Origin of the sequence: Janthinobacterium psychrotolerans, from assembly GCF_001677885.1 — a bacterium.
Classification (GTDB): domain Bacteria; phylum Pseudomonadota; class Gammaproteobacteria; order Burkholderiales; family Burkholderiaceae_D; genus Janthinobacterium; species Janthinobacterium psychrotolerans.
The window spans coordinates 39,960-65,087 of record NZ_LOCQ01000049.1; the positions used below are offsets into that span (position 1 = coordinate 39,960).

25 protein-coding genes are annotated in these 25,128 nt (G+C 63.4%); 12 read left to right on the forward strand and 13 right to left on the reverse strand.

Features of this window, described 5'->3' with window-relative positions:
* From ASR47_RS07645 to hemC, 3 genes are read right to left on the reverse strand one after another with little or no spacing between them, the layout of a single operon-like run.
* Complete coding sequence (locus tag ASR47_RS07645) at positions 1-1,155, reverse strand: uroporphyrinogen-III C-methyltransferase (RefSeq protein WP_065307173.1); 1,155 nt, start codon at positions 1,153-1,155, stop codon at positions 1-3.
* Positions 1,152-1,961, reverse strand: a complete 810-nt coding sequence (locus ASR47_RS07650; RefSeq protein ID WP_065307174.1) for a uroporphyrinogen-III synthase — start codon at positions 1,959-1,961, stop codon at positions 1,152-1,154. The genes ASR47_RS07645 and ASR47_RS07650 overlap by 4 nt, the downstream gene beginning before the upstream one ends.
* Positions 1,954-2,940, reverse strand: a complete 987-nt coding sequence (hemC, locus tag ASR47_RS07655; protein WP_065307175.1) for a hydroxymethylbilane synthase — start codon at positions 2,938-2,940, stop codon at positions 1,954-1,956. Before hemC ends, ASR47_RS07650 begins: the two co-directional genes overlap by 8 nt.
* A 240-nt stretch (positions 2,941-3,180) precedes the next feature.
* On the opposite strand from hemC, the gene ppc reads away from it, so the two are divergent.
* Positions 3,181-6,015, forward strand: a complete 2,835-nt coding sequence (ppc, locus tag ASR47_RS07660; protein ID WP_065307176.1) for a phosphoenolpyruvate carboxylase — start codon at positions 3,181-3,183, stop codon at positions 6,013-6,015.
* Between the two features lie 8 nt (positions 6,016-6,023).
* Here ppc and ASR47_RS07665 read toward each other — a convergent pair whose 3' ends face one another.
* Entirely contained in the window at positions 6,024-7,697 is a 1,674-nt protein-coding gene (locus tag ASR47_RS07665) for a hypothetical protein (RefSeq protein WP_174551159.1), read from the reverse strand.
* Positions 7,698-7,919: 222 nt separating this feature from the next.
* On the opposite strand from ASR47_RS07665, the gene ASR47_RS07670 reads away from it, so the two are divergent.
* Both ASR47_RS07670 and ASR47_RS07675 read left to right on the forward strand, forming a co-directional pair.
* Positions 7,920-9,575, forward strand: coding sequence for a PAS domain-containing sensor histidine kinase (locus tag ASR47_RS07670; RefSeq protein WP_082988802.1), 1,656 nt, complete (start codon positions 7,920-7,922; stop codon positions 9,573-9,575).
* 84 nt (positions 9,576-9,659) lie between these two features.
* Positions 9,660-10,082 carry a chorismate mutase gene (locus tag ASR47_RS07675; RefSeq protein ID WP_082988803.1) on the forward strand — a complete coding sequence of 141 codons (423 nt, stop codon included), beginning with the start codon at positions 9,660-9,662 and terminating at the stop codon, positions 10,080-10,082.
* Between the two features lie 70 nt (positions 10,083-10,152).
* On the opposite strand, the gene rpoD is transcribed toward ASR47_RS07675, so the two are convergent.
* Complete coding sequence (rpoD, locus tag ASR47_RS07680; protein ID WP_065307177.1) at positions 10,153-12,717, reverse strand: RNA polymerase sigma factor RpoD; 2,565 nt, start codon at positions 12,715-12,717, stop codon at positions 10,153-10,155.
* 565 nt (positions 12,718-13,282) lie between these two features.
* On the opposite strand from rpoD, the gene ASR47_RS07685 reads away from it, so the two are divergent.
* Positions 13,283-13,801 (forward strand): ProQ/FINO family protein, encoded by a 519-nt coding sequence (locus ASR47_RS07685; RefSeq protein ID WP_065307178.1) that lies wholly within the window; start codon positions 13,283-13,285, stop codon positions 13,799-13,801.
* Between the two features lie 9 nt (positions 13,802-13,810).
* A complete protein-coding gene (locus ASR47_RS07690; RefSeq protein ID WP_065307179.1) occupies positions 13,811-14,455 on the forward strand; it encodes a 3'-5' exonuclease in 645 nt (214 codons plus the stop codon).
* 27 nt (positions 14,456-14,482) lie between these two features.
* Here ASR47_RS07690 and ASR47_RS07695 read toward each other — a convergent pair whose 3' ends face one another.
* Positions 14,483-14,830: a DUF4870 domain-containing protein gene (locus tag ASR47_RS07695; protein ID WP_065307180.1), complete on the reverse strand. Its 348-nt coding sequence runs from the start codon at positions 14,828-14,830 to the stop codon at positions 14,483-14,485.
* Between the two features lie 233 nt (positions 14,831-15,063).
* Between ASR47_RS07695 and ASR47_RS07700 the strand changes: the two genes are divergently transcribed.
* On the forward strand, positions 15,064-15,786 hold the full coding sequence (locus ASR47_RS07700) for a c-type cytochrome (RefSeq protein WP_065307181.1): 723 nt from the start codon (positions 15,064-15,066) through the stop codon (positions 15,784-15,786).
* Positions 15,783-17,057 carry a c-type cytochrome gene (locus tag ASR47_RS07705; protein ID WP_065307182.1) on the forward strand — a complete coding sequence of 425 codons (1,275 nt, stop codon included), beginning with the start codon at positions 15,783-15,785 and terminating at the stop codon, positions 17,055-17,057. The genes ASR47_RS07700 and ASR47_RS07705 overlap by 4 nt, the downstream gene beginning before the upstream one ends.
* Before the next feature lie 66 nt (positions 17,058-17,123).
* Here ASR47_RS07705 and ASR47_RS07710 read toward each other — a convergent pair whose 3' ends face one another.
* Positions 17,124-17,759, reverse strand: a complete 636-nt coding sequence (locus ASR47_RS07710) for a class I SAM-dependent rRNA methyltransferase (RefSeq protein WP_065307183.1) — start codon at positions 17,757-17,759, stop codon at positions 17,124-17,126.
* 167 nt (positions 17,760-17,926) lie between these two features.
* Here ASR47_RS07710 and ASR47_RS07715 point away from each other — a divergent pair, with 167 nt between their 5' ends.
* Positions 17,927-18,712 carry a head GIN domain-containing protein gene (locus ASR47_RS07715; protein ID WP_065307286.1) on the forward strand — a complete coding sequence of 262 codons (786 nt, stop codon included), beginning with the start codon at positions 17,927-17,929 and terminating at the stop codon, positions 18,710-18,712.
* Between the two features lie 51 nt (positions 18,713-18,763).
* Here ASR47_RS07715 and ASR47_RS07720 read toward each other — a convergent pair whose 3' ends face one another.
* Both ASR47_RS07720 and purU read right to left on the reverse strand, forming a co-directional pair.
* Positions 18,764-19,306 (reverse strand): YaeQ family protein, encoded by a 543-nt coding sequence (locus tag ASR47_RS07720; RefSeq protein ID WP_065307184.1) that lies wholly within the window; start codon positions 19,304-19,306, stop codon positions 18,764-18,766.
* A 26-nt stretch (positions 19,307-19,332) separates the two neighbouring features.
* Positions 19,333-20,202, reverse strand: a complete 870-nt coding sequence (gene purU / locus ASR47_RS07725; RefSeq protein WP_065307287.1) for a formyltetrahydrofolate deformylase — start codon at positions 20,200-20,202, stop codon at positions 19,333-19,335.
* Between the two features lie 31 nt (positions 20,203-20,233).
* On the opposite strand from purU, the gene ASR47_RS26945 reads away from it, so the two are divergent.
* The 4 genes from ASR47_RS26945 (at position 20,234) to ASR47_RS07740 (ending at position 22,078) form a co-directional block, all read left to right on the forward strand.
* The gene (locus tag ASR47_RS26945; protein WP_150127714.1) at positions 20,234-20,476 is read left to right on the forward strand and encodes a hypothetical protein; all 243 of its coding nucleotides are present in this window, start codon (positions 20,234-20,236) and stop codon (positions 20,474-20,476) included.
* A gap of 60 nt (positions 20,477-20,536) precedes the next feature.
* Complete coding sequence (locus tag ASR47_RS07730) at positions 20,537-21,022, forward strand: phasin family protein (protein WP_065307185.1); 486 nt, start codon at positions 20,537-20,539, stop codon at positions 21,020-21,022.
* 49 nt (positions 21,023-21,071) lie between these two features.
* Positions 21,072-21,452 (forward strand): KGG domain-containing protein, encoded by a 381-nt coding sequence (locus ASR47_RS07735; protein WP_065307186.1) that lies wholly within the window; start codon positions 21,072-21,074, stop codon positions 21,450-21,452.
* A gap of 116 nt (positions 21,453-21,568) precedes the next feature.
* On the forward strand, positions 21,569-22,078 hold the full coding sequence (locus ASR47_RS07740) for a YgjP-like metallopeptidase domain-containing protein (protein WP_065307288.1): 510 nt from the start codon (positions 21,569-21,571) through the stop codon (positions 22,076-22,078).
* Between the two features lie 42 nt (positions 22,079-22,120).
* Here the strand turns inward: ASR47_RS07740 and ASR47_RS27850 are convergent, their stop codons facing one another.
* The 4 genes from ASR47_RS27850 to ASR47_RS07760 all read right to left on the reverse strand — a co-directional run bounded on the left by ASR47_RS27850 (position 22,121) and on the right by ASR47_RS07760 (position 25,065).
* The gene (locus ASR47_RS27850) at positions 22,121-22,726 is read right to left on the reverse strand and encodes a PEP-CTERM sorting domain-containing protein (RefSeq protein WP_425402722.1); all 606 of its coding nucleotides are present in this window, start codon (positions 22,724-22,726) and stop codon (positions 22,121-22,123) included.
* A gap of 298 nt (positions 22,727-23,024) precedes the next feature.
* A complete protein-coding gene (locus tag ASR47_RS07750; protein ID WP_065307289.1) occupies positions 23,025-23,570 on the reverse strand; it encodes an LOG family protein in 546 nt (181 codons plus the stop codon).
* An 11-nt stretch (positions 23,571-23,581) separates the two neighbouring features.
* Positions 23,582-24,355, reverse strand: a complete 774-nt coding sequence (locus tag ASR47_RS07755) for a tetratricopeptide repeat protein (RefSeq protein ID WP_065307290.1) — start codon at positions 24,353-24,355, stop codon at positions 23,582-23,584.
* A 14-nt stretch (positions 24,356-24,369) separates the two neighbouring features.
* Positions 24,370-25,065 (reverse strand): TetR/AcrR family transcriptional regulator, encoded by a 696-nt coding sequence (locus ASR47_RS07760; protein ID WP_065307188.1) that lies wholly within the window; start codon positions 25,063-25,065, stop codon positions 24,370-24,372.
* Positions 25,066-25,128: the final 63 nt, after the last annotated feature.

Genomic DNA, 25,128 nt, shown 5'->3' on the forward strand with positions numbered 1-25,128 from the left:
TCAGGACTTCGCTTTGTAGTTGCGCACAGCGGTCAGGCTGTCCGACAAGGTCGGCAATTCGATGGTCAGATTGCTCGCCTGCACCTGGCGCAGCAGGCTTTGCGCCGTCTGCGTGGCGCGCGCGCGCGTATCGAAATACTTGGCCAGCCCATCCTGGGCCGCGATCAGGTCATTGCGGAAGGCCGTCTCGTTGCGCGACAGCAGCGCCATGCGCGCGTTCAGCAGGCGCAGCTTGATGTTCTCGCGCAGGAAATACGATTGCGTCGGCGACAGCATCAGCGCTTCGGGCGTATCGACACGGCGGATGCGGATCAGCTGGCGCACGTCGTTCCACATGTCGCCGCTCCAGGTATCCCAGCCATTGCGCACTTGCTGCAGCAGCGGTTCGGGCGCCGGTGGGCCGACCAGCTTGCCGGCCGCATCGCGTACCGGCTTGCGTGTCCGTTCAGGCGCGGCCGGCAATGCCGGCTTTTCGTCCGACAGCATGGGCAGCGCGTCGATCTGCGCGATCACGGTGTCGAGGCGCAGCGCCACGCCGGTCGAATCGACGCTCGGCAGGGCCTTCAGTTTTTCCATGTCGCGGCCAATCGCGCGGCGGATGGTGATAAATTGCGGCTTGTCCGAGCGCGACAGGCTGCGGTCGGCGTTTTGCAGCGCGATCAGCGCGCCCGGCACGTTGCCGGCCAGTTGCAGCTGCTGGCTGGCGGTCGACAGCACCTGCTCGATTTCCGTCAGGGCCCACTCGTCGCGGTTCTTCGACAGGTCGTTGTACAGCTGTTCCAGCGCCAGTTGCTGGCTTTGCGTTTCGCTCTGGCGGTTTTCCAGCGCACCGACCTTGATTTCCAGCTCTTTGTTGCTTTCCTGCACATTGCGCGCGATCACGCCCGTTTCGGCGTTGCTGATATCGCCCTTTTGCAGGCGCTTGGCCACTTCCTCGCGCAGGCTGCGGATCTGCTTGCTGCTCGACCAGCTTTGCGCCGCCAGCAGCACGGCCAGCACGATGACGGCGATGCTCATCGGCTTTTGCAGCTGCTCCAGCAGGGTCGGCGCGCGGCCATACGGGGCGCCGCCAGGTTGATCGGCCGCCGGCGGCGTCGTCAAGACGGCGCTGCCTGGCGTGGGAGTCGGTTCTGAGTGTGTAGGCATTTCGTTCATGGTCGTGATTGTAACGCGGCGAGCACGCCCGCGTCGCCAGATCCTGTCAAGGTCACCCGGGCAAAACCCAGCTCTGCCGCAGACTGTGCAATACGGGCATGCGGCACGATCAGATGCTGTTGTTTCATTTTTACAACAAACGCCGTTTCCTCGTCCATTTCCCCGTCCATTTCACTGAGCAAGGACAGCAAACCGCGCAGCGCTTCCGAGCTGGTGATGATCCAGTCATTATTATGCTGCAACAGCTGTTCCAGGGTCGCCCGCAAGGCCGGCGTCAAGGCTGGCACGGCGCGCCGGTAGGCGGTGACGAAGTCGACCTGGGCGCCGGCCGCGCGCAAGCCGTCGGCCAGGAAATCACGGCCGCCGTCGCCGCGCACGATCAGCACGCGCTTGCCGCGCAGGGACGGCAGGTCCAGTGCCAGCAGCAAATGCTCGGAATCGCTGCGCGCCGTGTCCAGCGGGCTGGTGATGCTGGCGTTGCCGTCATTGACGCCATGCGTGCCCAGGGCCAGGCGGCTGCCCTCGCCCACCACCGCCAGCGCCACGCCGCTTGGCCAGGTGTTCAAATGCGCAAAGGCGCAGTCGATGGCGTTGGGCGACACAAACGCCACCAGCGCATAGTCAGCCAGGCGCGCCAGCACGCTTTTCAACTGCGCGCATTCCTCTGGCTGATGCAAGGCGTGGATTTCCAGCAGCGGCAGCAGTGCCACGTTCAGCCCCAGCGCGGCGATGCGTTCGGCCAGCGGTCCGGCTTGTTGCGCCGGCCGCGTGATGACCACCGTGGCCGAGCTTGCAGGCTCAGGCATGCGGCGCCACGCCTTCGTGCTGGTCGGGCGTGACCGCGCACGAGGCGAGGATGGCGGCGGCGTCCTGCGCGCGCAGCAGTTCGGCCACGGCTTCGCCCAGCTGTTCGGGGGTAGCGGCCATGCCGTCGACGTCGGCGCTGGCCATGCGCGCGCCATCGGGCGTGGCGACCATGGCGCGCAGGCGCATCTGGGCGCCGTCGACGGTGGCAAACGCGGCCAGCGGAATCTGGCAGCTGCCGCCAAAGATTTTCGACACCTTGCGCTCGGCCGTGACGGCCTGCGCGGTGGCCCAGTGGTTCAGCGGCGCCAGCAAGGCGGCCAGGTCGACGCCATCGCTGCGCTCGCTCCTGATTTCGATCGCCATCGCGCCCTGGCCGGCGGCCGGCAGGCTGTATTCGGGGTCGAGCACGGCGCGGATGCGTTCTTCCAGGCCCAGGCGTTTGAGGCCGGCGGCGGCCAGGATGATGGCCGCATAGTCGCCACGATCAAGCTTGCCCAGGCGCGTGTCGAGATTGCCGCGCAGCGGCAAAATGGTCAGGTGCGGATAGCGCGCGGCGATCAGCGACTGGCGGCGCAGGCTGCTGGTACCGACCACGGCGCCGTGCGGCAGCGCGTCGAGGCTGGCGTAGTCGTTCGAGACAAAGGCGTCGCGCGGATCTTCGCGCTCGAGGATGGCGGCCAGCGCAAAGCCTGCCGGCAGCTCCATCGGCACATCCTTCAATGAATGCACGGCCAGGTCGGCGCGGCCTTCGTCCATCGCCACTTCCAGTTCCTTGACGAACAGGCCCTTGCCGCCCACCTTGGACAGCGCGCGGTCGAGGATCTGATCGCCGCGCGTGGTCATGCCGAGGATTTCAACGCTACACTGCGGATACAGCGCGGCCAGGCGCGCGCGCACATGCTCGGCCTGCCACATGGCCAGCCGGCTTTCGCGCGAGGCGATGATCAGCCTGGCCGGGACCTGCAATTGGGGGCACATTTCGGATGATTTCAACACAAGTTCTTTCGCTGTCGTTGTTGTTACGCCGCTGGCCATGCCACTCTTTTTTCGGCAGGGCGCGCGGCGTCGCTATAATTATTGTTCCTTTGCCTACGCGGCAAAACCAGTCACACGCCATGTTCAAGATCATAAATTTTATCATGCGCCCCCTCCCGCTGCGGCTGAACGCCCGGCGTCTTTGCCGTTTCTTTTCTTTTACACCTACTTTGGTACTTAAACATGCTTAATGACGCCAGTGCAGCAGAAACAGACACCGCCTCCGGCCCGGACAAGGACGCGCCGCTGAAAGAAGATATACGCCTGCTGGGCCGCCTGCTGGGCGACGTGCTGCGCGAACAGGAGGGCGAGGCGGTCTTCGACGTGGTCGAAACCATCCGCCAGACCTCGGTGCGCTTTCGCCGCGAAGAAGACGCCGAAGCCGCTTTGGCACTGGACACCATGCTCAAGCAGCTCACGCGCGAGCAGACCAATTCGGTGGTGCGCGCGTTTTCCTATTTTTCGCACCTGGCCAATATCGCCGAGGACCAGCACCATATCCGGCGCCGCCGCGCGCACCTGCTGGCAGGCTCGCCAGCGCAGAAGGGCAGCGTCAGTTTTGCGCTGAAAAAGCTGCGCGCCGCCGGCGTGCCGCGCGCCACCGTCGACCGCTTTTTCCAGGAAGCGCTGATCGCGCCCGTGCTGACGGCCCACCCGACCGAAGTGCAGCGCAAGAGCATCCTCGACGCCGAACACGACATCGCGCGCCTGCTGGCCGAACGCGACACGCCGCAAACCCCGAAAGAGCGGCTGGCCAACATGCAGCTGCTGCGCTCGCGCGTGGCCACCCTGTGGCAGACGCGCATGCTGCGCTACTCGAAGCTGACGGTGGCCGACGAGATCGAAAACGCCCTGTCCTACTACCGCATCACCTTCCTGCGCGAACTGCCGGCGCTGTACGACGATATCGAGGACGATATCGCGGCCGAATACCCGGATGGCGACGGCAGCGTCACGCCCATCGACGCGGCCCATGTGCAGATGGGCAGCTGGATCGGCGGCGACCGCGACGGCAACCCGAACGTCAACGCCGGCACCATGCAGCATGCGCTGGCGCGCCACGCCACCACCATCCTCGATTTTTACCTCGACGAAGTCCATGCGCTGGGCGCCGAACTGTCGGTGTCGACCCTGCTGGTGGGCGTAAGCGGCGAACTCGAAGCGCTGGCCGGCCAGTCGCCGGATGCTTCGCCGCACCGCAGCGACGAGCCGTACCGGCGCGCCCTGATCGGTGTCTATGCGCGCCTGGCCGCCACCGCGCGGTCGCTGGGCGCGACCAATATCCTGCGCAAGGAAGTGGGCGCGGCCGCGCCCTACCCTGACGCGGCGGCGTTTGCCGCCGACCTGAACGTGATCAATGCCTCGCTGGCGGCCAACCATGGCGCCGCGCTGGCGCGCCCGCGCCTGGCCACATTGCGCCGCGCGGCCCACATCTTCGGCTTTCACCTCGCCTCGCTCGACATGCGGCAAACCTCGGACGTGCACGAAAAAGTGCTGGCCGACCTGTTTGCCAAAAGCGGTGTGGAGCAAGACTATGCGTCACTGAGCGAAGAGGAACGCGAAACGCTGCTGCTCAGCGAACTGTCGCAGCCGCGCCTGCTGTATTCGCCCTTCATCAGCTACAGCGAGGTGACCGATTCCGAACTGGCGATTTTGCGCGCGGCGCGCGATATCCGCGCACGCTACGGATCGCGGGCGATCCGCAACTACATTATTTCGCACACGGAAACCGTGTCCGACCTGCTGGAAGTGATGCTGCTGCAAAAGGAAACCGGCTTGCTGCGCCTCGACGCCAACGGCAGCGCCAGCGGCGAACTGATGGTCATTCCGCTGTTCGAAACCATACCCGACCTGCAGCGCGCGGCCGGCATCATGGGCCGCGCCATGGCGCTGCCGCTGGTCAAACAGCTGATTGCCCAGCAGGGGCAATTGCAGGAAGTCATGCTCGGCTATTCCGACTCGAACAAGGATGGCGGCTTTCTCACCTCGAACTGGGAGCTGTACAAGGCCGAACTGGCGCTCGTTCGCGACTTCCGGCAGGCCGGCGTCAAGCTGCGCCTGTTCCATGGCCGCGGCGGCACGGTGGGCCGTGGCGGCGGCCCCAGCTACGAAGCCATCCTGGCCCAGCCACCGGGCACTGTCAACGGCCAGATCAGGCTGACGGAACAGGGCGAGATCATCGCCTCGAAGTTTTCCAATGCCGAAATCGGCCGGCGCAACCTGGAGTTGCTGGTGGCCGCCACCCTGGAGGCCAGCCTGGCGCCGCCGGCGGACAATCCGCAGCACGCGGCCCGGCTGGCGCGTTTTGAAACCGTGATGGCCGAACTGTCCAACCTGGCCTACAAGGCGTATCGCCACCTGGTGTATGAAACGCCGGGTTTTACCGAATACTTCTTTGCCGCCACCCCGATCGCGGAAATTGCAGAGCTGAACCTCGGTTCGCGCCCCGCTTCGCGCAAGGCCAACCAGCGCATCGAAGACCTGCGCGCGATTCCCTGGGGCTTTTCCTGGGGCCAGTGCCGCCTGCTGCTGCCGGGCTGGTTCGGCTTTGGCAGCGCGATTGGCGCCTGGATCAACGACGGCCCAGGCGCCAAAGACGAGAAAATCGCCCAGCTGCGCGGCATGTACGCCGAGTGGCCGTTCTTTGCCACCCTGCTGTCGAACATGGACATGGTGCTGGCCAAGACGGATCTGGCGATCGCCTCGCGCTATGCGGAACTGGTGGCCGATACCGAGCTGCGCGAGCGCATCTACAAGCGCATCACGGAAGAGCATGGCAACACCCTGCAATGCCTGGAACTGATCACCGGCAACACGCAACGGCTGGCCGGCAATCCGCTGCTGGCGCGCTCGATCCAGAACCGCTTCGCCTACCTCGATCCGCTGAACCACCTGCAGGTGGAACTGATCAAGCGCCACCGCGCCCTGTCCAGCCAGGACCAGGTCGACGAACGCGTGCACCGCGGCATCCAGCTGTCGATCAACGGCGTGGCGGCGGGCTTGCGCAACACGGGCTAGGCGGTATTTCAGCGCCGGCGTTTTTTCCACAGCCGGCGCGCCAGCCAGCCCGCACCCAGCAGCAGCGCCAGCAAGCTGCCGCCTGCCAGCGCCACCGGCCACGGCATCAGGCTGCGCCGTACCGGCTCGCTGGCCAGGCCGTCGCGCAAGGCCGCCGGGAATGGCCGCGGCTGCACCGGCACGATCTTCCAGTCAGCATGGTCGGCCGGCGTGCGCGCCATGTATTCGTCATACGAAAACACCGGCGCAGAGCCAAAGGCGCGGCTCGACGGGAATTGCGGTATGCGCACCAGTATCAACGCTTCGACGTCGCTGCGCAGCTGCTGCTCGAACGGCGTCAGGCTGCGCCCCGGCGTGCCGCTGACCAGCTGCAGCAGGTCCTGCCCGGCCGCGTCGAACGCCACCGCCGGATACAGCCGCGTCTGCTCTTCGCTCAGGTAGTCATAGGCCTTGCGGCCCTCCTTCAAGCTCAGTTTGCTGATCGCCTTGTAGGGATAGCCGGCCAGCGCCATCAGCGCGTGGGTGGGGCCGCGCGCCGGGATGTTCCAGCCCAGCGCATCGAACACATCCATGCTCAGGCCAGCGCAGTTGTTGTACGCGCCGTCGTAGGCGATATCGTGGCGGTAATACTGGTTGTACAGGCGCTGCACGCCGCCCTGGTAGGCCACCGCCGTGCGCGCATGGTTCAGCACGGCGACCAGCATGTACGAGGGCCGGTAATACGATTGCCCGCTGTTCAGGTCGGCCAGGTAGTTATCCATCGGCACCGAGGCGGCCAGGATGCCCTTTTCGCCGTAGGCGTCGAGGCCATAAAAATTGTTCACGATCCAGTCGGCAAACTCGCCGCGCGGTCCCATGGTGCCGGTGGCGATCGCAAAATGGCCGCCATAGGCCTCGTCATCATCGCCCTGGGCGCCGTTGAGCATCACGGCCAGTACCGGCTTGCCCCGCCAATCGCCGGCCGCGCCGGGCTGGCGCTGCCACACCAGCTGGTTCGAATAGGCGCTTTTCGCGCCGCCGTCGTGCGCCCGCACATAGTCGACCAGGCCATCCTTGCCCTTTAGCGGCTCGACCTTTGTCGCGTCGATCACGAAGTCGTTCGGCCAGATGGTGCGCGCCGTGTAGCTGGGTTGCCCGCCGTCGCCTTGCGCCAGGGTGCCGCGCACGCGCACGGATTTGCCGTCGAAGAAAGCGCGCGAACTGGCGTCGAAATACGACAGGTTGGTGGCAATTTTCGGCGTCAGCCGCGATCGCAGGAGATCGCCGCCGGGCAGGCGCAGGCTGGCGCCGTCCGGTGAAAACGTCGCTTCCGGCAGCAGTTGCGGCGCGCCGAGCCAGACCACGCCGGGATAGGCCAGCTGCGCTGCCTCGGCACTGGCGGCCCAGGCGCGCACATCGTCCTTGCCGCGCAATACATTCGAATGGCCCGATACGCTCATGCCCGGCCGCGGCACGGCGATCACCTGGTCACGGAAATAAAACAGCGCTTGCGCAATCGTCGGGCAATCGGCGCACTGGCCGTCGGCCAGGCGAAAATCCTGGCCCCGATGCAAGCCCAGCGGCCGCTCCAGCGCATCTTGCACGCCAGCTTGCGGCGCGGCATGGCCAAGGCCAGGGCCGGCCAGGCCGGTAAATAGTGTCAGCATCGTGATCGCGCGCAGATGCGCCTTCCATATCGTCATAGCCAGCTCGCTCCAGAGGATAGCAGGATTTATAAATCGCTATCGATTGTAAGCGAACACTGGCCCTGCACTCTTGCGCCATGGCAATCAACGGCGCGGGCGATGCACTGCAGAAATTATTTTTAAAACATTGCAAGCAGGGCATTACAATGCACGGTAACAATACCGGTTCACCCGCTCGCAGCGTTGAACGGGCATGGGGACAGACACCTGAAGGCGCCGATGGCATATCCGTCGTTTTACCTGCCGCATGCGGCGAGCATCGCCCTGTTCGCCATGGCCGGCGTGTTGCTGCTGGCAGGCCTGTCTATCTTTCTGCTGCGCCGGCAACTGCGCGCGACCATCGCGCGCTACCTCGATTTCGGCGAGTCGATACAGGACGGCGTCTGGCGTACCGACGCCGGCGGCCGCATCCTTGCCGCCAACCGGCGCATGGGTGAGATGCTGGGCCTGCCCGTGGAACAGCTGGTGGGGCGCCAGGTCGGCGATTTTTTCGATGCGGCGACCTTGCTGCGGCTGTGTCCGCTGCAGCGCACGGACCTGCCCGGGCCGGCGCGCCTGCTCGAATACCGGCGCGCCGACGGCAGCACGGCCTGGGCCATGGTGGGCGGCAAGCGACTGCTGGACGCGCGAGGCAGGCTGTGCGGCGCGCTGACGGTGGCCACCGATGTGACCGCCCATCACCTGGCGCAGCAGGCACTGGCGGCGGCCCATGCGGACCTGGAACAGCGCATCGCGCTGCGCACCGCGCAGCTGCAGGACGTCAACGCACAACTGGCCAGCGAGGTCGCGGTGCGCTGGCAGGCGGAGCAGGCGCTGGTACACAGCGAAACGCAGCTGCAGGAAATTATCGCCATGTTGCCGCTGGCCCTGCTCCTGAAAACAGCCGAGTCGAAGGTGGTGCTGATGAACCAGGCCTGCGAGCGGCAATGGGGCATGGCCCTGCATGAACTGACGGCCCGCACCGAAGAGCACTACTACACGCCGGAACAGTTGCGGGGTTTTCGCGAAGCAGACCGCCAGGCGTTTGCCCAGCGCCGCGTGATCGTGCGCGAAAACATGCTGTGGAATGCCCAGCTGCAGCAATACCGCCAGGTACAGACGCACAAGAAACCGCTGTTCGACAAGCACGGCCAGCCGCAGATGATCATCGGCATGGACATCGACATTACCGACTCCCAGCGCAAGGAAGAGGCGCTGCGCCTGTCACTGCTGCAACTGCGCGAACTGTCGGACCACCAGGAAAGCATCAAGGAAGCCGAACGGCGCCGCATTGCGCTCGATATCCACGACGACCTGGGGCAAAGCCTGATGGCGCTGAAGATCGACGCCAGCCTGCTGCATGCGCGCGCCAGCGAAAAACATGTGCGCTTGCAAGGCCACACGCGGCGCGCGCTGGCCACCATCGATGCCAGCATTGCGGCCGTGCGCGCCATCATCAACGACCTGTATCCCAGCACCCTGGAACTGGGCCTGGTGCCGGCCGTCGAATGGCTGGTACGGCAGATGAATACCCTCGATGGCGGGCGCTACCACCTGCGGCTGGACGACCCCGATACCGCCGAAGGACTGGACCGGCGCCAGACGGCGGCACTGTTTCGCGTGATCGAGGAATCGCTGTCGAACAGCCTGCGCCACGCGCGCGCCAGTACGGTTGAAGTGACCCTGGGACAAGGCGCCAGCCAGGTACTGGTGCGCATCAGTGACGACGGCATCGGCATGCAGCCGGGCGACGACGGCAAGCGCGCCACGTTCGGCCTGAAAAGCATGCGCGAAAGAATGCATGCGCTGGGCGGCACGATAGGCATCACGAGCGGCCCCGGCCGGGGCACCAGCCTGGAAATCCGCTTGCCGCTGAGCCTGCCCGAGCAGCGCTGAGAAACGGGCCGGACCGGCCTGGAAAAGCCGGTAGAATCGCCCCATCGATGACGGCAACCGCCCTCATCCCAACCGGAGCGACGCATGCGATTATCCCTGATGACTGTTTTCCTTCTGGCCGCCGGTACGGCGCAAGCCCAGGCGCCGGCGGCAACCCCAGCCGCCCCGTGGGGCAGCCCCACCGTTGGCAACGGCGCCTGCTGCCAGAGCATTGACGAAGTGCGCGGCCATATCGACCGCATCGACGCAGAAATCGTGCGCCTGATGGCCGAGCGCGGCCGCTATGTCCACGAGGCGGCGCGCTTCAAGCCCGACCCCACCCACGTCGAAGTGCCGGCGCGCGCCGAGGCGGTGGTGCGCAAGGCGATGGCACTGGCGCAGCAGAACGGCCTGTCGCCGCAGATTGCCGAGGCGACCTACCGCCCCATGCTGCGCGCCTACCTCGATTATGAACAGCAGGTGTTCGCGAAAGCCAGCGCCGCCGGCCAGACACCGTGGCAGAAATAGCGGTTTGATCTTGTCGAGGCGAAAAAAAGGGAGGCCATCTGGCCTCCCCTTTTATTTGCTTGCCTGCCTCTTAGTTCTGCGTCAGGAAGGTTTTCAGCTTGTCCGAGCGCGACGGCTGGCGCAGCTTGCTCATGGCCTTCGCTTCGATCTGGCGGATCCGTTCGCGCGTGACGTCGAACTGCTTGCCCACTTCTTCCAGCGTGTGGTCGTTCGACATTTCCACGCCGTAACGCATGCGCAGCACTTTCGCTTCGCGCGGCGTCAGCGAATCGAGCACTTCCTTGATCACGTTGCGCATCGAGGCGTGCAGCGCGGCGTCCAGCGGCGCCAGGGTGGTGTTGTCTTCAATAAAGTCGCCCAGCTGCGAATCGCCATCTTCGCCCATCGGCGTTTCCATCGAAATCGGCTCCTTGGCGATCTTCATGATTTCGCGCACCTTGTTTTCCGGCATTTCCATCTTGACGGCCAGGGTCGCCAGGTCCGGCTCGCTGCCGGTTTCCTGCATGATCTGGCGCGAGATGCGGTTCATCTTGTTGATCGTTTCGATCATGTGCACCGGCACGCGGATGGTGCGGGCCATGTCGGCGATCGAACGCGTGATGGCCTGGCGTATCCACCAGGTGGCATAGGTCGAGAACTTGTAGCCGCGGCGGTATTCGAATTTATCGACCGCTTTCAGCAGGCCGATATTGCCTTCCTGGATCAGGTCGAGGAATTGCAGGCCGCGGTTGATGTATTTCTTGGCGATCGAAATTACCAGGCGCAAGTTGGCGACCGTCATTTCACGTTTCGCGTGGCGCGCGCGCTTTTCGCCGGCGGCCATCTGCTTGTTGATCTTGCGCAGGTCGGCCAGCGGCAGGGCCACGCGTGCCTGCAAGTCGATCATTTTCTTTTGCAGCTCTTTCACGGCCGGCACGTTACGGCTCAGGATGGCGCTGTACGGATACTTGCAATCGACTTCGCGGTCGACCCATTCCAGGTCCGTCTCGTTGCCCGGGAACACCTTGATGAAGTGGGCGCGCGGCATGCCGCATTTGTTCACGCACAGTTCCAGCACGGCGCGCTCGATATGGCGCACTTCTTCCATCTGGCCGCGCAGGGTGTCGCACAGCTTCTCGACCACCTTGGCGGTAAAGCGGATGCCCAGCAGTTCCTGCGAAATCGCTTCCTGCGCCTTGACGTAGACTTTCGAGTTGTAGCCCTCGGGCGCCTTGCGCATCTTTTCGTACTGGGTCGAGATGACGTTGAATTTCTCCAGCGCGTTCTTTTTCAGTTGCGCCAGCTGTTCGCTCGAGAAACCGGCCGCGCCGCCATTGGCGTCGCCGTCTTCTTCTTCCGCTTCTTCTTCCTCTTCCTCGTCGTCGCCATTGGCGGCGGCCGGCACCACCACGGCAGCTGGCGCCGGGGCGTTGCTTTCGTTCAGGTCGACAAAACCGTCGACCACCTCATCGACCTTGATTTCGTCGCGCGCAATCTTTTGCGACAGGGCGACGATTTCGCCGATGGTGGTCGGGCAGGCGGAAATGGCCTGGATCATGTCTTTCAGGCCGCCTTCGATACGCTTGGCGATCTCGATCTCGCCTTCGCGCGTCAGCAGCGCCACGGCGCCCATTTCACGCATATACATGCGCACCGGGTCGGTGGTGCGGCCGAAGTCGGAGTCGACCGTCGACAGCGCGGTGGCCGCAGCGGCCTCGACTTCATCGTCGCTGGTGACGGTGGCGACGTTGTCGGTCAACAACAGACTTTCCGCATCAGGGGCGCGCTCGTAGACGGCGATGCCCATGTCGTTGAAGGTGGCGATGATGCCTTCGATCGCTTCCGGATCGATGATGTTTTCCGGCAGTTGGTCATTGATCTCGGCATACGTCAGGAAACCGCGTTCCTTGCCCATGTTGATCAGGCCGGTGATCTGCTTGCGGCGGCGTTCCAGATCCGCCGCCGACGCTTCCGGATCGCCCAGCGCATCGGCCACGCCACCCTTGGCCTTGCGGTCGCGCGCTTTCGAGACGGCCTTCAGTTCGGCGCGTTCGACCGCGTTCAGTGCCGCCACCTCGTCGTTTTCCGGCGTGAACTCGCTCGGTTTGCGGCCACGGCGGCCCGGCACCTTGACCGTCGGCAGGAAGTAGTTCGAGGTATCGATGGCGGCCAGGGCGTCGGCGTCGGTGGTCTTGCTGACCGTCTGGGTGCCGCTGATGATGGTCACCGGCGCCGCTTCGACCTTGGCGCGCACGACCTTGCTGCGGGCGGCGGTGACGACCTTGTTGGTGGCGGCGCTTTCGCTGACCTTGCGTGGCGCGGCAGCCACTTTCACGGCGGGCGCGAGCTTGACACTCGGCACTTTGGCCGGCGCAGCGTCGGCCACCTCGGCAGCATCAGCGGTAGCGTCCACTTCGGCTGGCAGCGCGGCTGCCACTGGCGCTTCCACGGCCAGCTCGTGCGGCGGCACGGCGGCCAGGCGCGAACGGCTCTTCTTGACCACCGTCACGACGGTTGGCGTGACCACGGTCGCTTCCGGATTCGCTTGCGCATTATCGATGAAGTAAGATAGAGTCGTTTTCGGAACGGCTAATTGCGCGGAAGCCGGGCGTGGCGCCTTGGCGGACAACGTTAAAGTTTTTGGCGTATTCTTCATGAGATATCTCTTAATGCGAGACCAGATGGTGTCGGCGCGAAGTGAATGATTCCACCTAAGCCTGCGAAACCGGACTCGATGGAGCGTATTGTTGCGGCTGCCCTCTAACGGCAGCGGCGCCTGTTGATCGGAACGTTCAAAGCCCGCGCATCCTGCAGGAGCGGCGAGGCCGAAGCCGGGTCAGATAAACAAGCGATGTACATTGCGGAATGAAAAAAAGCCCGTACCAGAACGGGCTTGTTGTTGTTCAGTGAAGACACAGCGGAGAGCAAGATCATGGATGAATGCCGATCATCTGAATAGGACAAGCATGCTATCTGCTGTCTGTCATCGGAATATCAAGGCCGCCAGGCACTGCTCTGATCCCCTGTACATCTGATTTGCCCCGTCAAAAACACGGTGCAGTCATCAGCGCAAGCCGACATTATACACATTTCATGGTTTTTGCGCCTGACTTCATTACTGCGATGCAGGACAAATGCGTGTCAAGTTGCCAAAAAAGACAATGCACTCGCCTGTGGCGCGTGCTATGCTCGCCTTTTATAGCCTAACCCCCATGATGTCGATGACCAGCTCCACGCCAGACCAGCAAGCCACCACTCCTGACACGCAAGCGGACGCAGCAGCATCTGCGCCTGCAGCCGAAGCCGCAACCGCGGCGCCAGCTGCCGCACCGGCGCCGGCCGGCCTGACGGCGCGCGCGCTGCTCAAGCAGTTCCAGGAGCAATTCCCACCGTTCCGCGATTGCCTGCCCTTGTCGATCGGTATCGACAAGCAGATCCTGGCGCGCCTGCCGGACCTGGACCGCAAGCTGATGCGCACGGCGCTGGGCATCCACACCGGTTCGCTGCGCTATCTGCGCGTGATGGAAAAAGCCAAGGTGCGCTACGACCTCGACGGCAAAGCCGGCGCGGAAGTCACGGCCACCCACCGCGAACACGCCACGCAAGTGTTGCAGCAGCGCTTCAAAAAGGAAGCCGACCGCAAGAAGGCCGAGCGCGAAGCGGCCGCAGCCGAAGAAGCCAACCGCCTGCGCCTGGAAAAACTGAATCAGCTGACCGCGAAATTCTCGCGCAAAGGCTGATCCGGTTTCATGGATAACGCTGCTGCGCCACTCCAGCTACTGGCGCCCGCCTTGCCGCCCTACCAGGGCATCCGCATCGAGGACGTGCGGCTGGTGCGTACGGCCGAGGATGCAAAGGCAGCCATGGCCGCCCTGCTGTCGACGGACGCGATCGGCTTCGATACCGAATCGAAGCCCACCTTCGTCAAGGGAGAGTCGTCGACCGGCCCGCACCTGATTCAGCTGGCCACCGACGATACCGCCTATCTGTTCCAGGTGGGCGCGGCGCCGACGCCGGCGCTGGCCGAGCTCAAAGCCATCCTCGAATCAGCCACGACACTGAAAGTGGGTTTTGGCCTGTCCGACGACGTCAAGCGCCTGCGCAACAAGCTGGGCATCGCGCCAGCCGGCGTGCTCGACCTGTCTGTCGCCCTGCGTGGCGGGCAGCGCAACGACCTCGGCGCCAAGACGGCGGTGGCCAAGTTCTTCGGCCTGCACCTGCAAAAGTCAAAAAAAATCTCGACCACCAACTGGGCCTCGGCGCGCCTGTCCGACAAGCAGATACTGTATGCGGCCGACGACGCGCAAGTGGCCCTGCGCGTGTACCGCCACTGGATCGCCTCCGGCGGCAAGGTGGCGCCGCAAAAAGCACCGCGCACCGTTGCCGCCGGCTAAGCTGCCCGCCTGGGCGGGCAGCACCGGTCAGTTGATCAGGCGCATCGTCAACGGATAACGATAGACCGTGCCTTCGCTGGCCTTGACGGCGGCAACAATCGACAGCACCAGGTTACCGAGCGCGACCAGCCAGAACATGAACAGGCCGATCAGCACGAAGGACAGGATAAAGCACACGAAATACCACAGCAGCAAGGTGATCTGGAAGTTCAGCGCCTCGCGCGCATTGTCGGTTGAAAATTTATCCCCACTGCCCTTCTTGATCAGAAAAATGATCAGCGGCCCCACCCAGCTGGTAAACAAACCGGCGATATGGGACAGGATGCCCAGCGTTGTATCCTGCTTCTGAATCACGTCACCTTGCGAGCTATCCATTGCCATTCCCATTCATAGTTGTGGATCCATCAATATAGCAGCAATATTGCTTATTGGAACAGTGCACGGGTGCTTTTGACAGCTGTTTTTGCCATTACTTTTGCCGCCCGTTTGTTAGACTTCTGCCGCCGCGCAGGGTTCTCGCCATGGCATTCAAGCACAATTGATACTATCGCCATGTCCAGCCCCGGTATATGCTAGGCAATTCATCGAGCACATAGGGGGTGGGGAGCATGCGGCGATCTCTTTCAAGGCTGTTGCTGGCGCTGGCGGGCACGGCTGGCGGCATGGCGCAGGCCGCCACTGCGCCCGCGCTGATACCCGATACGCTGGACCAGCGCATCAAGGCCTGCACCGCCTGCCATGCGCAGGAGGAACGCCACGACGCCTTCTTCCCACGCATCGCCGGCAAGCCCGCGGGCTACCTGTACAACCAGCTGGTCAATTTCCGCGACGGCCGGCGCCGCTACCCGATGATGACCTATATGGTCGAGCATCTGCCCGACGCCTACCTGAAGGAAATCGCCGACCATTTTTCGCAGCAACACCCTGCCCCGCCGCCTGCCCAGCCCAGCAATGCCGGCACGGCCGCCCTGGCGCGCGGCAGGCAGCTGGTGCTTGCCGGCGACAGCGCAAAAAAAATCCCGGCCTGCATCGCCTGCCATGGCCAGCAGCTCGCTGGCGTGGCGCCCGCCATTCCAGGCTTGCTGGGCTTGCCGCGCGACTATATCAACGCCCAGTTCGGCGCCTGGAAAAACGGCGTGCGCCGCGCCCAGGCGCCAGACTGCATGGCGGTGATTGCCGAAAAGCTGTCCGACGCCGATGTCGGCGCCGTGTCCGCCTGGCTGGGCACGCAGGCAGCCGACGCGGGTGCGCGCCCGGCGGACAGCATCGCCCTGCCCTTGCCGCTGCACTGCGGCAGCGTGCCGGGCTCCGCGGACAAGGTGGCGCCATGAAGAAATCGCTGATCGCACTGGCCGCGCTGTTGATCGCGGGCGTGGGCGCGAAAGTATTGCTGTGGCCGGCCGACGATATCGGTCCGCCGGCAAAACCGGGCAAGCTGAGCCAGGAGCAGCTGGTGGCGCGCGGCGCCTACCTGGCCAGGGCCGGCGACTGCATGGCCTGCCACACCACCCGTGGCGGCGCGCAATATGCGGGCGGACGCGCGCTGGCCACGCCGTTCGGCAATGTGATCTCGCCCAATATCACGCCGGACAAGATGACTGGCATCGGTGCCTGGAGTGCCGACGATTTCTGGCGCGCCATGCACAACGGCAAGTCGAAAGACGGCCGCCTGCTGTATCCGGCTTTTCCCTACACCAGTTACACCAGGGTGCGGCGCGAGGACAGCGACGCCCTCTACGCCTATTTGCAGAGCGTGCCGCCGCAGCGGCAGGCCAATCTTGCGCACACCTTGCGCTTCCCCTACAACCAGCAGATCGCGCTGGCGGCCTGGCGCGCGCTGTATTTCAAGCCGGCCGTCCACCAGGACGACCCGGCGCGCAGCGTGGAGTGGAACCGCGGCGCCTACCTGGTGCAGGGCCTGGGCCACTGCAGCGCCTGCCACAGCAGCCGCACTACCTTGGGCGGCAGCGAAGAGGGCCTGTCTGGCGGCCTGATCCCCATGCTGGGCTGGTATGCGCCGTCGCTGACCTCGAACGCGGAAGCGGGCCTGGGCGACTGGGACACCGAACATATCGTGCAGCTGCTGCACACCGGCGTGTCGCCGCGCGCCACCGTGTTCGGGCCGATGGCCGAGGTGGTGCGGCAGAGCCTGCAGCATCTGGAAGTGGCCGATGTGCGGGCGATGGCGGTTTACCTGAAAAGCCTGCCCGATACACGGCCACCGGTGCAAACGGCGCCGCGCGACACGTCCGAGGCGGCCACCGCGCAACTGGCGCAGGGCGCCAGGCTGTATGACACCCATTGCGCCAGCTGCCACCAGGCCGATGGCAAGGGCGTGCCGCCCGGCTATCCACCGCTGGCCGGCAACCGCGCCATATTGACAGACTCGCCCGTGAACGCGATTCGCATCGTGCTCAACGGCGGCTTTGCGCCCGGCACGGCCGGCAATCCGCGCCCGTACGGCATGCCGCCGTATGGTCCGGTATTGAACGACGGGGAAGTGGCGGCCGTGGTCAGCCATGTGCGGGCCAGCTGGGGCAATGATGCGCCGGCAGTGACGGCGCTGGAGGTCAACAAGTACCGCAGCGTGCCGCTGGAGTAGGTCGGATTAGGTGGGGCCGCCGAGGTGCGAAGCGCCGTAATCCGACACCACCACTGTGCCGACAAATTAACGAAACTTGCTTTTGTGCCCGGTCTTCAGATCGAGCGCATAGCGCACGCCGTTGTCGGTCAGCATGACTTCATCGGGCGGCTCCTCGCCGGCCAGCGCGCCGTCGATCAAGGGCAAGCCTTCGCCCTTGCGCAGCAGTTCGTCGCAGCGCTCGTAGACATTCGGGCAGCCGGTGGAGGCCATCAGCGATTGCACGATGGCCACTTTCCACGCGTCGACGCCGCCGGCGTTGAATTCGCAGATCAGGTAGCCTTGCACGCCGCCGAACAGCTGCACCACCAGGCCTGGCAAGCCCTCGTCCTCGCCCTTGATCAGGGTCAGCAGTTGGTTCTCGCCGGCTTTCTTGATGGCAGGCAAGCGCTTTTCAATCGCCGCCTTGACCCGGCGCTTGATCAGCGCATGGTCAACCGGTTCGTCCTCCCTGAAGCTCCAGATGCGCGCGCGGATCTGCGACTTGGAGTTGTAGGCGGCGCGGGCAATGAATTGCCGGGACGAGCTTTGCACGATGGCGGTGGAGCCCGGCTTCATTTTTTCCTGTGGCTTGCCTTCGACCTTGTCGATCGCCGAAGCGTAAATCCACGATTGGCCCAGCAAGCTCTTTTCCTTGCCTTGTTTGATGGTGATAATCAACATGTCGTTCCAGTGCTCGTTCCATATGTAATACCGGCATGATACCTCATGCTATCTTGTCGCCACAGCCTGCATTCTGTGCCCGCCACGGCGCAGCCTGTCGCATGCGGCTGGGCCAGATGCGCCAGCCGGCTTACCATGCAGCCATCTCCATTGAACCAGGAATCGCCATGCCATCGAGTTTCTTCCCATTGCGCCGCCCCCGTACCGCCCTGCTGCTGGCCGCCAGCGTCCTTGCCCTGGCCGCACCTGCCGCCCCCGCCCTGGCTTCGCCAATGGACTGGATTGCCGGCGGCAGCATCAAGGGCAGCGGCAAGCTGCAAAAGCAGCAGCGCGAGGTGGGCCGTTTCAACGGCGTGGCCCTGAATGTGCCGGGCACGGTGGAACTGCGTATCGGCAACACCGACAGCGTCACCATCGAAACCGATGACAATCTGCTGCCGCTGATCGAGACGGTGGTGGAAAACGGCACCTTGCGCATCCGCCAGTCCAGACGTAACAGCAATTTGCGCCAGACAGCCCTGACCATCGTGGTCCAGGCGCGCCAGGTCGAGCGCGTCAGCGTCGGTGGCTCGGGCACCATCAACGCCAGCGGCCTGTCCGGTGAAGCACTGCGCTTCGACGTCGGCGGCTCCGGCTCGATCCATGCAGGCCAGCTCGACGCACGCCTGGTCTCGGTGGCCATTGGCGGCAGCGGCAACTTCAGCGCCGGCGGCAAGACGCAACAACTGACGGCCTCGATCGGCGGCTCGGGCAATATCGACGCCGGCCGGCTGGCAGCCAAAGCGGTGCAAGTGAGCATCGGCGGCTCGGGCGAGGCCGAAGTGTGGGCAAAAGAACACCTGACCATCAGCATCGGCGGCTCGGGCGAGGTCAGCTACTACGGCGACCCGCAGATCAGCCGCAGCATGCAGCGCTCGAGCAGCGTCAAGCGCCTGGGGGTGGCCCCCAATTAAGACAAAAGCCCGCATCGCTGCGGGCTTTTGTCTTGTGGCGGGCCAGCAGCATCAGCGTACAGGCTTGACCGGCTCACGGTCGATCAGCACCGTATTGACGCTGTCGGTCAGCCAGATCTGGCCATCCTGGATCGTGCACTGCAGCTGCATGTTGCGCTGGGCCAGCTTGCTCATGTCCTGCGCCGCCTCCGACGGCAGGTTGATCACGGTCAGGTTTTTCGCCCGTTCCAGCTTGTTGGCGATCTGTTTCCACCAGATATGGCTGGTTGCGCCATAGCTGTAGACGATCACCTGCTCCGAACGCCCGCAGGCCTTCAGGATGCGCTTTTCGTCGGGCTGGCCCACTTCGATCCACAGCTGGATCGCGCCCGTCAGGTCCTTCTGCCACAAGTCAGGCTCTTCGGTATCGAACAGGCCCTTGGTGAAAGTGAGCGCCTCGTCGGCGTGGATGGCGAACGCCAGCAGGCGTACCATCATGCGCTCGTCGGTCTCCGACGGGTGGCGGGCCAGGGTCAGCGCATGGCCCTGGTAATAATTGCGGTCCATGTCGGCGATCTGCAGATCGGCTTTGAAGATTGTTGCTTTGAGTGCCATTGTGTCTGGGTCAGGAAAGTTGGAGATCAGCGGAAGACGACGGTCTTGTTGCCATTTTTCAAAATGCGGTGTTCCACGAACCATTTCACGGCGCGCGCCAGCACCACGCATTCGACGTCGCGGCCGATGGCCGTCAGCGTTTCCGCATCCATCGCATGGTCGACCCGCTCGACGTCCTGCTCGATGATCGGTCCTTCGTCCAGGTCGCCGGTGACGAAATGGGCTGTCGCACCGATCAGCTTGACGCCGCGGTGATGCGCCTGGGCGTACGGCTTGGCGCCCTTGAAGCTGGGCAGGAAGGAATGGTGGATATTGATGGCGCGGCCATCGAGCGCCTGGCACAGGCCGGGCGACAATATCTGCATGTAGCGCGCCAGCACCACCAGGTCGATCTGGTGGGTGTCGAGCAGCTCGATGATTTTCGCTTCCTGCGCCAGCTTGGCCGACTCCGGCGCGCCGGTGGCCAGGGGCAGGTGGTGGAACGGAATATTGTAGCTGGCCGCCAGCTGGTAGAACTCCCTGTGATTCGACACGATGGCGGGAATTTCCACGTTCAGCAGCCCGCTCTTGTAGCGGAACAGCAGGTCGTTGAGGCAATGGCCGATCTTCGACACCATCAGCATCACGCGCGGCTTGGCGTGTGCGTCATGCAATTGCCCATTGAGCTGCATGGCTTGCGACAGGGCCGCGAAATCGGCGCGCAGCACGCTGTCGCTGATGGCCGGGTCTTCCAGCGCGAAATGCACGCGCATGAAGAACAGTTGCGACTCCTGGTCGCCGAACTGGGCCGAATCGATGATGTTGCAGCCATGGTCGGCCAGGAAGCCGGACACGCGATGCACGATGCCGCGCTGGTCCAGGCAGGACAGGGTCAGGATGTATTCGGGATGCGTCATGGTCGCGAAGAAGCAGGTCTGTAAGTAGTCGATGAACCTTCGCGACAATTCGCGAAAGCCGTGGCAAACGGCATTGGGCCGCACTGCCGCGAGGCCGGTATTGTCGCACGGCCGCGCTACTTTCTCAGCATTTTCCAGCCGGGCCATGATCGGCATGTCCGTTGATCTGCCGCAAATCCCACGATTTTTTCAGGTATCCGGTGGCCTGCTGCGCCGAAAACATGACGCCCGCATGGAACCTGCCGCCATTCGCGGCGTCTATCTCTTTGCTTGATCCGAACGCGCATCCGGATCCGCCGGATGTTTCCCGAACCAGTCTTTATTGAGGTAGAACATGTTCACAAACAGTATCAGCCCCGCCCTGCAAGCCCACCTGGACGTACAGCTCACCTTTGTCACCGAACTTTCGCGCAAGATGTTCGACACGGCCATGCGCGTCAACGAACTGAACATGCGCCTGGCGCAAGACATGCTCGAGGAAATGGCCAGCACCAACCACCGCATCCTGGCGGCACGCGGCGGCAGCGAAGCGATGTCGGCCGCGGCCGGCCAGGTGCAGCCACGCGCCGACAAGCTGCGCCACTACCAGCAGCAACTGAGCCACCTGATGGCCGACGCCAATGTCGAAATGAACCGGACGGCCGAAGCCCATCTGCCCGAAGCGAGCCGCACGGCCATCGCCTTTGCCGACGAGCTGGTGCGCAAGACGGCCGAAGAAACTGAAAAAGCCACGCAGCGCCAGCGCGACATGATGGACAAGATGCATGCAGGCGCCCACAGCGACGGCGCCAGCCGGCAAGAACATGCCCAGGCTCACTGAGTCGCCCCCATTCCCCACTACCGCAAACACCGACAGCAAGGAGAACAGCATGGCTACCAACCAAGGCAGTGACCAAGGCAACGAGCAAGGCAAGAGCGCTGGCAGCAGCCAGAAAAGCGAAGGCCAGGCCAGCCAGAAAGGCAGTGGCAAGCGGGGCTTCGCCGCCATGAGCGAAGCCCAGCAGCGCGAAATCGCCAGCAAGGGCGGCCAGGCCGCGCACCAGAAAGGCACGGCCCACGAATTCGATTCGGAAGAAGCACGCCGGGCCGGACAAAAAGGGGGCGAGGCCGTCAGCCGCAACCGCGAGCACATGGCCGAGATCGGCCGTAAAGGCGGCGAAAGCCGTCAATCGGCCAACCGAGATGGCGACGGTCGCAGCAAGAGCGCGCAGAAAGCCAACCGGCAAGGCAAGGACGAAGACGACGCCTGAGCCGCTGCCGGGGCCTGGCAACGTCGCGGCACCGCCTGAGGCGGGCATGGCCATCGCTGTGGCAGCAGGCGCAGTGTGGTACATTCTCGCCTCGACCGACCCATTGCCTGCCCTTGATGCCTGTCCTGAAATACCTGAGCGCTTATTCCGAGCAAACCCAATCGCAAGTACAGCAACTGATCGCCCAGGACAAGCTGGGCGAGGTGCTGAAAAAACGCTATCCGCAGGCGCACGACGTGCGCAACGACAAGGCGCTGTACCAGTATGTGCAAGAGCTGAAGAACGAATTCCTGCGCAACGCCGAACCGATCAACAAGGTGGCCTTCGACAGCAAGATCCACGTGATCCAGCATGCGCTGGGCCTGCATACCTCGATTTCCAGGGTACAAGGCGGCAAGCTGAAAGCCAAGCATGAAATCCGCGTGGCCACCATGTTCAAGGAAGTGCCGCTGGAATTCTTGCGCATGATCGCCGTGCACGAACTGGCGCACGTGAAGGAAAAACAGCACGACAAGGCCTTCTACAAGCTGTGTACGTACATGGAGCCGCAATACCACCAGTATGAATTCGACGTACGCCTGTACCTGACCCAGCTCGATCTTTCCGGCCAGCGCTTGTGGTCATGAAAAAAGCCGCACTCAGCGGCTTTTTCATGGCGTTGCGGCGACTCAGGCCGCGTTCCTGCGCCGGCGCATAAAACCCAGCAGGCCCAGGCCGGCCAGCAGCATGGCGTAGGTGCCAGGTTCGGGCACGGCGCTGACGTTGGCGCCGATATTGTCGACCTGGTAGGTGTGCAGCAAGCCTTCCTTCCACGAGGCCGATACCAGGTTGCTGAAGCCGGTAAACGTGTAGTCGCTGAAGCTGTGGCTGTCGCCCACCGTGAAAGTCTGGCTGACGGTGCCGCCGCCAGCCTTGGTGCCGACAAAGGTCACGTCATACGAACCCGGCAGCACGCTGACATAGTCGGCCAGGCTGATCTTGTCGAGCGAAAAGGCGGCGCCGTCGGCGCGCGTCAGGGTGGTGGTGGTCAGGGCGGTGGCGCCCAGGCCGGCCGAACCGGCATAGGCAAAACTGTCCTGGTGGGCCGAATGCAGGCCATACCACAGGCTATTGTCGAAGTTGTAGCCCGCTTCGCTGTAGGAGTCAATCACGGTACCCAGGATGCCAGGTTGCTCCAGTGCGTTGAAGTTGATTACAGTTTGCTGCGCCTGGGCGGCGCTGGCGGCGAACATGGCGGCAATGGCCGCGGTACGCAAGATAGTCATGGTTTTCAAGATGGGTCCTCCAGGTTGAAGCGGCAGGGTGGTGGCCGACTTCAGGGAAAGTCGGGCCATTTTTTGGGTGCCTGCAAGACCTTCCGCAATTTTCCCGGCATGGCCTGCGTTGACATCATCAGTAGAACATATCCATGTCGAAAAATCATCTTTGATTTTAAAAAGACATGCCTTTGTGACTATTTTGTAACCATAAATATATTAATCATATCGCCACTATCGATTGGTTTTCTCGTCTGGAAATAAAAAAGCCATACACCCCATGGCGCATGGCTCGTCGAGCAACAAGATGACAGGGTCAGGGCGCGCAGTCTTTCAGGCGCTGCACCAGCGCCGCCGGATCGGCGCCGGCATTGAGGAAAGCCGCATGCTGCGGACGCACAAACCCTTGCTCGCGGCCGTTTTGCACAAAGCTGATCAAACCGTCATAAAAATGGTCGACATTGAGCAGGCCGATCGGCTTGGCATGGATGCCCAGCTGGGCCCAGGTCAGCATTTCAAACAGTTCTTCCAGGGTGCCGTAGCCACCCGGCATGGCGATAAAGGCATCGGACAGGCTGGCCATCATGGCCTTGCGTTCATGCATGTCCTTGACCACGAACTGGCGCGTCAGGCCGGTGTGGCCCACTTCACGTTCGACCAGCGCGGTCGGGATCACGCCCGTCACCTCGCCGCCCAGGCGCAGCACTTCATCGGCGATCACGCCCATCAGGCCCACATTGCCACCGCCATACACGAGCGCGATATTTTCCGACACCAGCACGCGCGCCAGTTCGCGCGCGGCCACCGCATATTGGGGTGTGACGCCAGCATTGGCGCCACAGTACACACATAAAGCCTTGATCACAGGACCCTCTATTTCTTCAGTTCATCAATAGCAGCCTCGACTTCGAGGCGCTCCTTCGCATCGACCGCCACGCATTCGGCGGCCTGTTCGTACAAGGCCATCGCTTCGGCCAGTTTTTTATTTCCTTCGAGCATGATCAAGGCGCGCGCATATTCGCTGCGCGCCGACGCCGAAGCCGGATTCAGGGCCAGCGCCGTCCTGAAGTGCTGGAAGCCGTCGTCCTTGTTGGCGCCATAGCTGAGGCCACCGATCAGGGCGCCCACCTTGTCGATAATTTCCGTGTGGTAGATGCCGAAGGCGATATGGGCATCGGCATGCAGCGGCGCCAGGGTCACGGTACGGTTCAGGCTGTTACGCACCTTGGCGCCCATGCCCTGCGCCAGCGCCTTGACCACGGAAATACCGAGCGCATAGCGTCCCAGGCTGAAGGCATGCCAGTAAAAGCCGGCCGGATTGTCCGGCTGCTCGGCCTGCTGGCGCTCGCAGCGTTCGGCCACCTCCTCGAACAGCGCCAGCCTGGCGCCCTCGTCAAGCTCCAGGTGGGTGGCATACATGCAGCTGGCCTTGTGCGCCACGCTATAGCCGGGTACGCCCACGGCCAGGCCCAGCTTGGCCGCGCGCGCAAAGTCGCCCGCATGGTAGGCGATCCAGGCCTGCACCAGCGCCGCCTGTGCCGGGAACGGCTCGACATCGCCCGCATGCAGGCGCTGCCACGATGTTTCCAGCGACAAGGGGGTATACACATAAGCATTGTCGGGGTACGGAAATTGTTTCCAAGCCATCACGGTCTCCTTGTTCAAATCGCGCCGTCGGTCAGCCGCCCATCCTCCTGCAGTGTAGTCAGGTATTGTTCCGACAGCTTACGGAACAGCAGATGGGTCTCATCGCGCAGATAAGGGCCGATCAGCGACAGCACCTGGTAGCAGCCGCGCGCCAGCGCATCGGACATCGATTGCTGCTCGCTGTACTTGCGCGGATTGCGCACGTATTCATACGACAGCCAGTAGGTGGCGACCACCACCATATTGGTCGCCATGGCGCCGATTTCCATGTCCGACGCGACCAGCGACTGCTCGCTGCGCAAGTCTTCGCACAGCTGCGTGGCGACCTTGATCTTGTGCGCGAGGATCAGCTTGAAGTGCAGCTCCAGCTTGCGGTTGCGCGACAGCAAGTCATTGAGATCGCGGTAAAAGAAGCGGTAGCGCCAGATCAGCTCGAACATCAGATGCAGATACAGCCAGACGTCCTCGATATTCGAACGGCGGCCGCTGGGCACGGTCAGTATGCGTTCGATTTCCGCCTCGAACTGGACGAAGATCGAATTGACAATATCGTCCTTGTTGCGAAAGTGGTAGTACAGGTTGCCGGGCGAGATATTCATCTCTTCCGCAATCACGGTGGTGGTGATATTCGGTTCACCAAACTCGTTAAACAGGCGCAGCGACAATTCCAGGATGCGTTCGCGGGTACGGCGTGGTGCTTTTTGTAGCATGGCGGGCAATCTCTCTTTGTTCTGCCCCAAGCATACCACCGAAGATAGCCCCGGTGAAACACC